Here is a 13236-nt window from a genome sequence, read left to right as displayed (position 1 = left end):
GCTTTACGCCTGTGCGACGCACTGACGCTCGCCTCAGTCCGCTCCCTCTCCCCTGGCTCGCCGGGGGAGAGGGCTGGGGTGAGGGGGAAACCCCGCACGAAAAAGAACCCTCTCACCCTCAGCCGCACCTCCGTAGAACCGCATACCCCAGACTAAACCTCGCACAAAGAAAGTTCTCCGCAGCAACAACAAAAAGTCCTAGGCAAGAAAAAAACCAACAGATAGTTGAGTTATTCACTGACTTGCATCATTCATCGTCGCGCTTATGGTCGCCCTTGCGCGCGCTATCGCATTCAAGACGGCGCGCCGTGTCTCCGAACTCCGCATCAAGGATCAAAACGATGGCGATGAAGCGTTTAATTACCTTTACCTTGCTGGCAGCCACCGCACAAACGACCTACGCACGTTGCAACGTTCCAGCGCAGATCGACGGGCGAACGTTCACCAACGCCGTTTCGCAAGCCTACTCTCGCCAAAACCCCAATGCGGGCCATATCTACAGGTTGGAATTCGACGCCGAGACCTACACGTCGCATCTTCTCAACACGGGCGAGGCCTTTCCCGGCACGTATACCTATCGGAAGCTCGCTCACAACATGGGGCAAATTACGGCGACTGAATCCTTCGGCGGGCAGCTCTCCACCTATACGCTGACCCTCGTGTGTCTGTCCCAACACACCGGTACGTTCATCTACACCCAGGACAGTGGCGCGATCGCACCCGATGTTCGTCAGAACACCGGGACATATACGCTACAAGATGGTTGATCAGGACCGTACATCAACGGCGATGCGGTTGCCCTTGGGCGGCTGAAGCCGATTCCTACAAATACGCCAGGATTTGCCTCCTGGCGGAGCCCTTCTTCTCCTATGATGTGCTTGGCCAATCCGCCGTACGGAGCTTCAGCACATCGTGTTCGTCCATGTAGAAACTCGCCAACGGACTCAACCACAGTGGGCTACGGTCCTGCTGGTCGTGGCCTGCGTGGTCAGTTTCGTCACGTTTGCCTTGCTGCCGGCACCTCAGCGCATCTCGCTATGGCTGGAATGGGGCACTGTGCCGGCGAACATTTTCGATGCGAACGAGCCGATTCTGCAGCAACTGCACGATCCGGCTTTGCTGCGCCTGTTCACCGCCTTGTTCATTCACCTGGCATGGCTGCATCTTCTGGGTAACCTGCTGTTCCTTGTGATCTTCGGCTTGCCCGCGGAGCGAGCGCTCGGTCCTTTGCGCTTCCTGGCGCTGTTCCTCGTCGGCGGCATCCTCGCCAACCTGGTCGGTGCGATTTCGCTCGCCGGCGTGCGCTCCCCGATCATCGGCTGCAGCGGCGCGGTGTCGGCCATTCTCGGCGCCTATATCGCACTTTTCCCCCGGACGCGCCTGGGCCTGGTGCTACCGCTGGGCTTGTATCTGGAATTCGTCCGTGTGCCGGCCTTTCTGCTGATCGGCATCTGGGTGCTGCTGCAATTGCTGTTCAGCTATGCCGGCCCTAGTTACGGTCTGGTGGTCTGGTGGACCCACATCGCAGGCTTCCTGTTCGGCATCGTCTTCGCTCTGCTCTCCCGGCCGGCGATTGCCCGACGGCTGCGCGGTTAAACTACCCACCATGCGCAACAAGAAACTCTACAAAGTCACCTTCCTGCATCTGGGCAAGTGCTACGAGCTTTACGCACGCCATGTGGCGTCGAGCAGCTTGTGGGGCTTTACCGAAGTGGGCGAACTGGTATTCGAGCCGGCTGGCGAAGGCATCGTGGTCGATCCGACCGAAGAGCGCCTGCGTGAGGAATTCCAGGACACTCGCGTGCTCCATCTGCCCATGCAAGCGGTGATCCGGATCGAGGAAGTCGAGCGTAAGGGCGCGTTGGCCATTCGCGACGCCAGCGATGGCCAGAAAGTCGTTACCCCGTTTCCGATGCCGCCGCGGCGCTGATCGCCAGCTTAACGAAGCCCCGGTAGACGGTGATGCCGCGCGAAATGCCGTAACAACCGCCGTGCGATCGGTGTCGGCGCAACCTGACGATAGGTATGGTGCGGATCGAAGCCTTCGCGATGCATGTCGTGACGCTTGCGATGAATATATGCGCGCATGACATCGGCGTTGAATTCCGGATGGAACTGTACGCTGACCGCGTTGGCGCCATAACGCAGCAAATGATTACCGTCACGATCGGAGCGCAGCAGCGATTGCGAGCCTTTCGGTGCTTCGAGCACGGACTGCTCGTGCGTGGCATGCGCGCGGAACTGGTGCGGCAGTATTGCAGCGAGGGTATCGCCCTGCGCTCCGTCGATCGTCTCCAGTGCGACCGTACCGATTTCACGACCGCCAGGCAGATAATCGACGCGACCGCCCAGCGCATGCGCCATCAACTGGTGCCCATAGCACACACCGAATAGTGGCAGCTCGGCATCCATGGCATCGCGGATCCAGCCGGCGGTGCGTTCGCTCCATGGCAGGCGCTCGGTGACCATCGAAGCCGAGCCCGTGATCAGCGCACCCGCTACTTCCCTGGGAGGAGGCAAAGCCTCGCCGGCCTGCACATCGACTACGCGAACGTGCTCTGGCGCCAATTGCGTGGAGACACGGAACCAATGAGGAAAATCGCCGAAGCGAGCTCGGATGGGATCGGGCGCGCGGCCAGTACGAATGATCAGGACGGGTTTCACGGACATGATGCGGTTCAAGGGTTTTCGACGGTCTCGGTTTCCGGCGGCGGCAGCACAGTAAGCACTTCCTGCACCGTGGTGACTCCGCGTGCGACTTGCGCGGCAGCGGAAATGCGCAGCGGCTGCAGACCGGTCTCCAGCGCAGCGCGACCCAGGTTGGCGAGGTCGAGCTGCGGCGTGATCAGCGCGCGCAGGCGCGTGGACAGCGGCATCATCTCATACACGCCGGTGCGTCCAAGGAAGCCGGTATGGCGGCATTCCAGGCAGCCCAGCGGTTTGTAGACCTTGTCCGGCACCGGAAGATCCCAGCCATGGGTCAGCGCCGTCCATTCGTGCGGGTCCTGCTGGGCTTCTTGTTTGCAGTGCGGACACAGTGTGCGCACCAGTCGTTGCGCGACGACGCCGGTAAGCGTGGATTGGATCAGATAGTGCGGCACACCGAGATCGAGCAGGCGCGTCACGGCACTCGGCGCGTCGTTGGTGTGCAGGGTGGATAACACCAGATGTCCGGTCAACGAAGCCTGTACGGCCATCTGTGCCGTTTCCAGATCGCGAATTTCGCCGACCATGATGATGTCGGGGTCCTGGCGCAGCAGCGTGCGCACGCCGGCGGCGAAATCCAGGTCGATCGACGGCTGCACCTGCATCTGGTTGAACTCGGGGCTGACCATTTCGATCGGGTCTTCGACGGTACAGACGTTGATCGAGGGCGTGGCCAAATGCTTGAGCGTGGAATAAAGCGTGGTGGTCTTGCCCGAACCGGTCGGACCGGTGACCAGCACGATACCGTGCGGCCGTTCGACCATGCCGCGCCAGATGGCATCTTCGCTGGTCGAGAAGCCGAGCTGAGCGAAGTCTTTGGCGACGATATCCGGGTCGAAGATACGCATCACCACTTTTTCGCCGAACGCGGTCGGCATGGTCGAGATACGCAGTTCGACCTCGCGTCCGGCCGACGAGCGGGTCTTGATGCGACCGTCTTGCGGGCGGCGCTTTTCGGCCACGTCCAGACGCGAAAGGATCTTGATGCGCGACGTCACTGCCGTCATCACCGGCGGTGGCAATTCGAAGACCTTGTGCATGATGCCGTCGATGCGGAAGCGCATCTTGCCGGCATCGCGGCGTGGCTCGAGATGAATGTCCGATGCACGCTGCTCGAAGGCGTACTGCAGCAACCAGTCGACGATATGCACGACGTGGCGATCGTCTGCGCCCACTTCGCCGCTTTTGCCCAGCTCGACCAGTTGCTCGAAATTGAGGATCGCAGAGGAGTCGTAGCCACCGGCCGCACCCTTGGCATCCTGCGCCATCTGGATCGAGCGCTGGACGCCGTAGAATTCCAGGAGATAGCGGTTGATATCCAGCGGATTGGCGACCACGCGGTGGACTTCGCGCCTGAGCATGTGCGCCAGGTCGGTGGCCCAGGCGCCGTCGAAGGGCTCGCAGGTGGCGAACGTCACTTCGCCCGGACCGGTTGCCACCGGGAGGATCTTGTGGCGCAACGCATAAGCATGGCTCACGACCTGGGTGACCGCACCGACATTGATCTTCATCGGGTCGATCTTCAGGTACGGCAGTTCGGCCTGATTGGCCAGCCATTCGGTCAGCACTTCGGCGCTGAGCGGGCGTCCGGGCTCGCGCTGGTTCGGCAGCTTGGCGTTGGCGATGATTACCAGGGGATGCAGTTCGACTGTGCTGCGGCCGGCGCGCGAGCCCATGCGCACATTCTTGGCATCGTCGGCAGCCACATGGCCGGTCACCACCAGGGCGGCCAGCATCTCGTCCAGCGAAAGCTTGCCGCGGCGGCCAAGCAGGGAGGTGGTTTGCGGCGAAGCGGCCATCGAACATCTCCAGAAGGTTCCGCGCCTATCGTGCCGGCCGCGGAAGTGTCGGAGCTATACTAACCCGCTTTATTCCAGGTCACGGAAAGCCATGTCCGCACGTACTTTTCAGGATGTGATCCAGACCCTCAACCGCTACTGGGCGGGCCAGGGTTGTGTGCTGTTGCAGCCGCTCGATACCGAGGTGGGCGCCGGCACGTTCCATCCCGCTACCTTCCTGCGCGCGCTGGGTCCGGAGCCCTGGGCAGCCGCCTACGTTCAGCCCTCGCGGCGCCCGACCGACGGCCGCTACGGTGAGAACCCCAATCGCCTGCAGCATTACTACCAGTACCAGGTGGTGATGAAGCCGAACCCGGAAAACATCCTCGAGCTCTACATCGGCTCGCTCAAGGAGCTGGGTCTGGATCCGCTGGTCCACGATCTGCGCTTCGTCGAGGACAACTGGGAGTCGCCGACCCTGGGCGCCTGGGGCCTGGGCTGGGAAGTCTGGCTCAACGGCATGGAGGTCACTCAGTTCACCTACTTCCAGCAGGCCGGCGGCCTGGAATGTCGCCCGGTGACCGGTGAAATCACCTACGGTCTGGAGCGTCTGGCGATGTACCTGCAGAACGTGGACAACGTCTACGACCTGATCTGGACCGAAGGCCCCCACGGCACCGTGACCTACGGCGATGTGTTCCATCAGAACGAAGTCGAGCAGAGCACCTACAACTTCGAGCACGCCAATGTGCCCGAGCTGCTGCGCTGGTTCGACGTGTGCGAGGCCACCGCCAATCAGCTGATTGCCGCGGGCTTGCCGCTGCCGGCTTACGAGCAGGTGATGAAGGCCAGTCATACCTTCAATTTGCTCGATGCGCGTCGCGCCATCAGCGTGACCGAGCGCCAGCGTTACATCCTGCGCGTGCGCACATTGGCGCGCAGCGTGGCCGAAGCCTATGTGGCGCAACGCGAAAAGCTCGGATTCCCGGGATTAAAGAACAAGACCAAGGAGCAGGCTGCATGAGCGCCGCCAAATCGCTGCTGATCGAGCTGGGTACTGAAGAACTGCCGCCGAAGGCACTCGACGAGCTGGCCGGCGCTTTCGCGCGTGGCATTTGCGACGGTCTGGCCAAACGTGGCATCGACGCGGCGCTCGATAGCGCCATGACCTATGCGTCGCCGCGCCGCCTGGCCGTCCATATCCCCGGCGTAGCGTCGTATCAGCCGGAACAGGCCATCGAGCGTCGCGGTCCGGCCGTGAATGCCGCGCTCGATGCGCAGGGTCAGCCGAGCAAGGCATTGCAAGGTTTCGCGCAATCGTGCGGTGTCACGGTCGAACAGCTCGAGCAAGTGGAAACCGACAAGGGCGCCTGGTTTGTGTTCCGGGCCGTAAAGCCCGGGCAACCGGTCGCCGCGTTGCTGCCGGAGATCGTCGAAGAGGCGCTCAAGGGGCTGCCGATCCCCAAGCCGATGCGCTGGGCCGACCACGATTACAGCTTCGTGCGCCCTGCGCACTGGCTGGTGATGCTGCATGGCTCCGACATCGTCGATGGCGCGGTACTCGGGCTGAAGAGCGGTCGCCAATCGCGCGGCCATCGTTTCATGCATCCGCAGCCAGTGCACATTGCCGATGCCGATGGCTGGCTGGATCACATGCGTGCGGCCAAGGTGCTGGCCGATCCGCGCGAGCGGCGGCAACGCATCGTCGACGAGGTCGCGCGGGTGGCCACGCAAACCGGTGGTGTGCCTCGGCTGGACGAGGCATTGCTCGATGAGATCGCCAATCTCACCGAGTGGCCGGTAGCGATTGCCTGCACTTTCGAGCGCGAATTCCTGGCCGTGCCGCCGGAAGCCCTCGTGACCACGATGGAAGCCAATCAGAAGTTCGTACCCGTGTTCGATGCAGGCGGCAAACTCACCGAGCATTTCATCGGCATCGCCAATATCGACAGCAAGCAGCCGAGCGAGATCCGCAAGGGTTATGAGCGTGTGATTCGCCCGCGCTTCGCCGACGCCAAGTTCTTCTGGGACGAGGATTTGAAGGCGCCGCTGGCCGACTACCAGGAAGGCCTGAAGAACGTAACCTACCAGCAGGCGCTCGGCAGCCTCTGGGACAAGAGCATTCGCGTAGCCGAACTGGCGCGCGTGATCGCCAACCGCATCGGTGTCGATGCGGGGCAGGCTACGCGTGCGGCGGCACTGAGCAAGTGCGATCTGCTCAGCCGCATGGTCGGCGAGTTCCCCGAGTTGCAAGGCGTAATGGGGCGCTACTACGCCACGCATCACGGCGAGCCAGCCGAGGTGGCCGATGCCCTGGATAGCTATTACCAGCCGCGCTTCGCCGGTGATGCCGTTGCGACAGGCAAGGTCGGCCAAGTGCTGGCTATAGCCGAGCGCCTGGATACCCTGGCCGGCATCTTCGCCGTCGGCATGAAGCCTAGCGGCAACAAGGATCCGTTCGCGTTGCGCCGTGCTGCATTGGGTCTGGCGCGCACCCTGATCGAAGGCGGTATCGAGCTGGATCTGAAGGGCAGCCTGCGCGAAGCGCTGGAACTGTTGCCCGAAAATGCTTTGGCCGCAGGCATCAAGCCAAGCAAGGACGGCAAGGCGCCGCCGTTGGATGCCGGCAAGCGTCGCGCCGAACTGGCTGCCGAGCTGTACGACTTCGTGCTGGAGCGTCTACGCGGCTATTACGCCGAACAGGGTTTCACCGGCGAGCAGTTCGAGGCTGTGCTCGCCGTACAGCCTGCCAGCCTGGCCGATTTCGATCGCCGTCTGCGCGCGGTTGCCGAATTCGGCCGTCGGCCGGAAGCGGCCAGTCTCGCCGCCGCCAACAAGCGCGTGGCGAATATCCTGCGCAAACAGGCCGAGGAAGCCGGTGCGCCGCCGGTCGGCAGCGCGGTCGATCCGAAGCATTTCGAGCAGGACGCCGAACGCCATCTCGCCGATGCCCTGGTCGCTGCCACAGCCGATACCGCCGCGCCGCTCCAGGCTGGCGACTACACTGCGGTACTTACGCGCCTGGCGCAACTGCAGGTGCCGGTGGACGCGTTCTTCGACGATGTGCTGGTCAACGCGGACGATCCGGCGGTGCGTGCCAATCGCCTTGCCCTGCTGGGGCAGCTGAAGGCGCAGTTTGCGGCGATCGCGGATATAGCGAAGCTGGGATGAGGTCGGCCGCGGCGCGGCCGTCAGGCGTGAGGCGAAAAAGCGAAAGCCCGAGAACCATTCGGATCACGGGCTTTTTCTCCTCACAGGCCCGCGCCAGGCGCGAGCCGACATTACAGACTAGGCTGCCGAACGGTTCCGGCGAATGCGATCGCCCAGCCGGTGATTGAATGCCACCATGGCCGCGGCATCCACGTCTCCATTCGGGCCCAGGATGTCGTACAACTCGGCCAGCAAGTCCGCATTCTCGGCCAGGGTCAGGCGGCTCTCGGCCAGATCCAGTTCGGATTGCAGGATGCGCAGGGCGGTGTTCAGGCGGGTCGGATCCATGGCCACGCCGCTGGCTTGCAGCGTATCGGCGGCAGTGCGCAGCTTGGAGCGGTGGCGCTGGGCCAGCGAGCTTTCCGTACCGGAGAGCTCTTCACCCTGAGCGAGTGCTTCGGTCTGGATCGTGCCTTCGCCGGCAACCAGCCACACCAGCGAAATGCCCAGCGTCTTGGCCAGGGTGACGCAACGCGCGCGGGACGGGTCGGTGTTGCCGTCACGCCAGCTACGCACAACGCCTTCGGAGAAACCGCACATTCGCGCGATTTCGGTGACGCTACCGACCCGCTGGATCAGCACTTTAATACGGTCGGCAAAGGTACTGCTCTGGACTTCGACGAGATGCGTAGTCTTTTGCGTGTTCATCGCAATTTCCAACAAACGTGGACGGGGAGTGGGATATTTCCTTGTTTTCGCCGCGATGCTTCCCTGGAGTCAAAACCTTTATGGATTACAGCGAACTAAAGCCCCATGCTCACGTGCCGAAAGCTTATGCACAACGAGGCTCGCCACGATCCATCCGTGGGTCTTGCGGATACGGTCGCAATGAATAACGACCGAGTTGGCATTTGGTTTACTCGCTGTATACCCGGCAACATGAATTTTGTTTCACGTAAGATATTGCTCCTCTCTGGTCTCGCCAGGCAATGAGACTTTCGGGATGGTTGCGAAAGAAACTATGCTTATTGCGGTAACTCCATGGATGGCACTGGTTTTATTGACTTTTGCACAGGTGCTCTTTGGGCTATCCTTTGAGCTTCCCCCGTGAAAATCCACGGCCCGTTCCGACGCGGCGAGGCTTCTCACGTTTTGATTCATCGATAGAGATTGAGGTCCCTCAATGCGCAGGATCGTTTGGTCGCTGATGTCGGTTGCAGCCCTGGCGCTGGCCGGTTGCAATTCTTCCTCCGATACGTCGCAGCAGCCGGCGGCGGATAATGCCCCTGCGGCTGGCAACAGCGCGGCCGCTCCCGCGCAGTCGGGCAATACCGTTACCGGTACGGTTTCTTTGCAGAACCCGGTGCAGCTGTCGCCGGATGCCAAGCTGGAAATCAGCCTGGTCGACGTGTCCACCGAAGGTGGCGCCACCTCGCTCGCGACCAAGACGATCGCGCCGGTGACCAGCATGCCGCAATCGTTCGAGCTGACGTTCAATCCGTCCGACGTCGTGCCGGCCAACGGTTACAACGTGCAGGTCGTGCTGACCGATGGCGAGCACAAGTACGCGCCGGCCCTGCAGTCGCCGGTGTTGACCAAGGGCGCCCCCAACCAGGTCTCGATCGTCCTCTCGCCGGTGCAGACCGCAGGCGACAAGGAACTGGCCGCGTTCAAGGACGTGCAGGCGCACATCGGCGGCATGAAGATCGCTACCGGTACCAAGCTGGATAAGGATGTTTCGCGTGGCTGGCAGGTGTTCCGCGAAGGCGGCAATGTGAAGTTCATCCGAGAGCAGGTCGACTACGGCGACAAGGGTTTCACCAGCACCGACTATGCCTATAAGGACGGCAAGCCGTGGGTTGTCGTGCAGCAGAAGAAGTCCGGCAAAGACGCCAAGCCGAGCTCGACGCTGCGTGCCGGCTGGACTCCTGATGGCAAGGTGGTGCTCAAGCAGCGCGAGGCCGGTGGCAAGATCGATTCGCTGGGCGACGATGACGCGGCCGACCTGCAGAAGCAGGCGCAGTCGATCCTGAGCCTGGCGACAGGCGGTAAGAATAAGTGAGTGAGGTCGGCTCGCGCCTCGCGCGAGCCCTGTGAGGTCGCTCGCTGTCAGGCGTTAGGCAAGAAAGCAAAAGCCCGCGAACCGTAAGGCTCGCGGGCTTTTTTTCTTCACCGGATCGCGCCAGTGCGCGACCCGGTTTGCTCATCAAAATCCGTAGCGCAGGCCCAGGTTCAGGCTGTTGTACTTTTGGCTGTCGTCCTTGAACCGGCCGCTGTAACCGACCCACGCGCTCAGGTTTTCCGAGAACTTCGCGTTCACGCCGACATCCGCCGTGCCCCAGGTTTTATCCGGGGTGTAGCCGATGATCGAGAATTCGCCCGGCATGCTGACCAAGCCGGCGGAGACCATCCGCGGGTCGGCCTTGCTATCGTGGTTCCAGGCGATTTCGGCATAAGGCGACCACGTGATGCTGCCCGACGCCCAGTTGCCCTGCAGGCGCCAGCCAAGCGTGGAAATCAGCGAATCGCGATGCTGACTGCCGAAGGTCATCGCCGTGCTGTCCTGACCGCTTTCGTTGTAGCTGTCGAGCTTGACCGTCTGCCAATCGACGTTGGCGAACGGACCGGTGCGGAGACTGTCGAAGGTGAACCAGTAACCGCCGGTGAAACCGCCGCCGACGCGCGAGCCGTCGTCCTTGCCGGTCTCGCCACGCAGATTCGTGCCGAGCTGGATGCGACGGTCGATGTCCGAGAAGTTCGACTGGGCGAAGTTGACGTAGCCGCCGACATAGGCACCGCCAGCGTAGTACGTCGCATAGCCGATACCGCTGATGTCCTGCAGCTTGTAACCGCCGCCGCCAGCGAAATCGCTATTGTGCTGGCCGATGCCCAGCGCGACGCCCAGCGAGACGTTTTCGTTGACCTTGGCGTCCGCGCCGAGGGTCAGGTCGACATTGTTCGAGGTGGTCTTCGGTGACATATCCTGACCGTCGAAGCGCTGGTGCGAGTAATCGACATTGGCGAAGAAGCGCGTGCCGGCGCCGGTTTCGTCGGCCAGCATCTGGTTACGGATCGCGCGGTTCTGTGCCTGGTTGGCCGCCAGCGGGGCTTCGCCCAGCAGCGAGATCTGACCGGGTGCGCGGATCACCGAGGTGACGTACTGGCCGAGCAGTGCATGCGCTGCCGTGGTCGGATGCACGCCGTCAGCGAACAAGTAGGTCTGGTTGGCGCCCTGCGGATAAGTGAAGGGCAGGCCCGATCCGGCAGGGCCGCATTGCACCGAGCTGGAGCCGGCGCCGCACGCGGGCTGCGTGACATTGGTGAACCCGTAGGCACCCGGGTTGGCAATCACTTCGTTGAGCAGGGCGAAGGTATTGACCGGAATGATGTTCAGGCCACTGTTGCTCAGCTGAGTGATGCCGGCATTGAGCACGCCATTGAAAACGAGCGACAGCTGCGTACCGCCGGCCTGCGCCGCCGGACCGCCGGCGATGCTTTCCGGCGTCTTGCCGATGTCGGGCAGGTTGTAGACCACGACGTACTTGGCGCCGGCGGCCTTCAGCGCGCCGAGCGTCTGCACTTCGGTGGCCGCGGCGGCCGCCGTGCCTGCGGCCAGCACATTCGGGTCGGTCGAGGTGGCGGTGAGGTAGAAGATGTCGTTGGCGCCGCCCCACATCTGGTACAGCGTGCGAGGATCGGCCTTGCCGCCGGTCGCGGTCAGGTACATCTGCAATTGCTGCGGAATCGTCGGGATCGGGCCGGCCGAGGAATTGTTGTTCAAGCCTGCGCCACCGAAAGCAAAGTCAGTGCCGCCTACCAGCGAGGGCGTAACCGGCATACCGAGATTGGCGGCGAGAATTTCCGCTGCCGTCACGCCAGGATTGGTGGTGAAGCGCAGCGGCGGTTGCACCTGTGGAGCGGTGGCCAGCGAAATGTTGCCCGCATCGCTCAGGCTGTCGCCGAAAACGACGACTTTGTCGAACTGGGAGGCGGAAGCGGCAGAGCTGAAAAGCAGCGCGGCAGTAATCGCGCCGGTCAGATAACGAGTGCGGGGCATGGATAACGCTCCTTGCAGGGTTTTGTTATTGGTTTGTTACGGTAATGCACTCCGTACGTCCGCGCATGCTGCGCTGCGACGTAACGGTGCTTGAAACGCTCGCTTGCCGTGGCCTCCGGTTCCCCCACGGCGTGGGCATTTGAGCCCGAACCCGGACGCGGCGAGCGCCCGGGTTGCTTTTGAAACTACCGTTTCAGCGCTTCATCGCGCGCGACAGCGCGTCGGCGAACGCGCTATTGGCCGGTGCGGGCGCGGGCTTGGGAGCGCCGCCGCCCGGGCGGCCACCGCCACGCGGATCGCGTGGACCGCCACCCTTGCCGGCCTCGGCCGAAGGCTTGCCGCCTCGGGCCTGGCCCGGTTCGTCGTCCAGGCGCATCGACAGGCCGATGCGCTGGCGCGGCAAGTCCACCTCCATCACCTTGACCTTGACGATGTCGCCCGCTTTGACTGCATCGCGCGGATCCTTGACGAAGGTGTGCGAGAGCGCGGACACATGGACCAGGCCATCCTGATGCACGCCGATGTCGACGAAAGCACCGAAGGCCGCCACGTTAGTGACGCGGCCTTCCAGGATCATGCCCGGGCGCAGGTCTTTGAGCTCTTCCACGCCTTCGGCGAAGCTCGGCGCGACGAATTCGGGACGCGGATCGCGGCCGGGCTTTTCCAGTTCCTTGAGGATGTCGCGCACAGTCGGCACACCGAAGCGCTCGTCGGTGAACTGCTCGGGCTTGAGACCACGAAGGAAGCTGCTGTCGCCGATGATGTTGCGCACTTCGCGACCGCATTGGGCGATGATCCGCTCGACCACCGGATAAGCTTCCGGATGCACGGCGCTGGCATCGAGCGGATTGTCGCCATGCGCCACGCGCAGGAAGCCGGCACACTGTTCAAAAGCTTTGTCGCCCAGTCGCGGCACCTTGAGCAAAGCTTGGCGGTTGGCGTACGGGCCGTTGGCATCGCGGTACTTCACCACGTTCTCGGCCACCGACGGCGACAGGCCGGCCACGCGCGAGAGCAGGGCTGCCGAGGCCGTATTGGCATCGACACCGACCGCATTCACGCAGTCCTCGACGCGCGCGTCCAGCGCGCGTGCGAGTTTCACCTGGTTGACGTCGTGCTGGTATTGGCCCACGCCGATCGCCTTCGGTTCGATCTTCACCAGCTCGGCGAGCGGATCCTGCAGGCGGCGCGCGATGGAAACCGCGCCACGCAGGCTGACGTCCAGATCCGGGAATTCCTTGGCGGCGACTTCCGAAGCCGAATACACGGAGGCACCGGCTTCGCTGACCACGATCTTGGACAGCTTCAGATCCGCGTGTTTCTTCATCAGCTCGCCGGCGAGCTTGTCGGTCTCGCGCGAGGCGGTACCGTTGCCGATCGCGATCAGGTTCACGCCATGCTGCTTGCTCAGCACCGCCAGGCGTGCGATCGACTGATCCCACTGGTTGCGTGGCTCATGCGGATAAATGGTGTCGGTAGCCAGCACTTTGCCGGTCGCGTCGACAACCGCCACCTTGACGCCGGTACGGATGCCCGGGTCCAGTC

At 62.8% G+C, this 13236-nt stretch carries 11 protein-coding genes; 6 read left to right on the top strand and 5 right to left on the bottom strand.

Translation table 11 applies throughout. The annotated features are described in order from the left end of the window. The first annotated feature begins 341 nt into the window (after window positions 1–341). The 3 genes from VIM98_RS05865 to VIM98_RS05855 all read left to right on the top strand — a co-directional run bounded on the left by VIM98_RS05865 (window position 342) and on the right by VIM98_RS05855 (window position 1930). Entirely contained in the window at window positions 342–767 is a 426-nt protein-coding gene (locus VIM98_RS05865; protein WP_331992161.1) for a hypothetical protein, read from the top strand. A gap of 145 nt (window positions 768–912) precedes the next feature. Next, window positions 913–1596, top strand: a complete 684-nt coding sequence (locus tag VIM98_RS05860) for a rhomboid family intramembrane serine protease (protein ID WP_331992160.1) — start codon at window positions 913–915, stop codon at window positions 1594–1596. A gap of 10 nt (window positions 1597–1606) precedes the next feature. Next, on the top strand, window positions 1607–1930 hold the full coding sequence (locus VIM98_RS05855; RefSeq protein ID WP_331992159.1) for a DUF1820 family protein: 324 nt from the start codon (window positions 1607–1609) through the stop codon (window positions 1928–1930). Window positions 1931–1938: 8 nt separating this feature from the next. On the opposite strand, the gene VIM98_RS05850 is transcribed toward VIM98_RS05855, so the two are convergent. Both VIM98_RS05850 and VIM98_RS05845 read right to left on the bottom strand, forming a co-directional pair. Continuing rightward, window positions 1939–2670, bottom strand: a complete 732-nt coding sequence (locus tag VIM98_RS05850; protein WP_331992158.1) for a glutamine amidotransferase — start codon at window positions 2668–2670, stop codon at window positions 1939–1941. A gap of 8 nt (window positions 2671–2678) precedes the next feature. Further along, a complete protein-coding gene (locus tag VIM98_RS05845) occupies window positions 2679–4505 on the bottom strand; it encodes a GspE/PulE family protein (protein ID WP_331992157.1) in 1827 nt (608 codons plus the stop codon). 91 nt (window positions 4506–4596) lie between these two features. Between VIM98_RS05845 and glyQ the strand changes: the two genes are divergently transcribed. Both glyQ and glyS read left to right on the top strand, forming a co-directional pair. Further along, window positions 4597–5508 (top strand): glycine--tRNA ligase subunit alpha, encoded by a 912-nt coding sequence (gene glyQ, locus VIM98_RS05840; RefSeq protein ID WP_331992156.1) that lies wholly within the window; start codon window positions 4597–4599, stop codon window positions 5506–5508. Continuing rightward, window positions 5505–7655, top strand: coding sequence for a glycine--tRNA ligase subunit beta (gene glyS, locus VIM98_RS05835; RefSeq protein ID WP_331992155.1), 2151 nt, complete (start codon window positions 5505–5507; stop codon window positions 7653–7655). Before glyQ ends, glyS begins: the two co-directional genes overlap by 4 nt. 117 nt (window positions 7656–7772) lie before the next feature. Here glyS and VIM98_RS05830 read toward each other — a convergent pair whose 3' ends face one another. Next, window positions 7773–8342, bottom strand: a complete 570-nt coding sequence (locus VIM98_RS05830) for a transcriptional regulator (RefSeq protein WP_331992154.1) — start codon at window positions 8340–8342, stop codon at window positions 7773–7775. 475 nt (window positions 8343–8817) lie between these two features. On the opposite strand from VIM98_RS05830, the gene VIM98_RS05825 reads away from it, so the two are divergent. Next, a complete protein-coding gene (locus VIM98_RS05825; protein ID WP_331992153.1) occupies window positions 8818–9696 on the top strand; it encodes a DUF1481 domain-containing protein in 879 nt (292 codons plus the stop codon). A 144-nt stretch (window positions 9697–9840) separates the two neighbouring features. On the opposite strand, the gene VIM98_RS05820 is transcribed toward VIM98_RS05825, so the two are convergent. Both VIM98_RS05820 and VIM98_RS05815 read right to left on the bottom strand, forming a co-directional pair. Beyond that, on the bottom strand, window positions 9841–11691 hold the full coding sequence (locus tag VIM98_RS05820; protein WP_331992152.1) for an autotransporter outer membrane beta-barrel domain-containing protein: 1851 nt from the start codon (window positions 11689–11691) through the stop codon (window positions 9841–9843). A 193-nt stretch (window positions 11692–11884) separates the two neighbouring features. Then, the coding region (locus VIM98_RS05815) for a helix-hairpin-helix domain-containing protein (protein WP_331992151.1) at window positions 11885–13236 on the bottom strand (1352 nt) is incomplete at its 5' end.

Source organism: Dyella sp., from assembly GCF_036568765.1.
Classification (GTDB): domain Bacteria; phylum Pseudomonadota; class Gammaproteobacteria; order Xanthomonadales; family Rhodanobacteraceae; genus GSA-30.
This window is presented reverse-complemented; position numbering and strand designations above follow the sequence as displayed.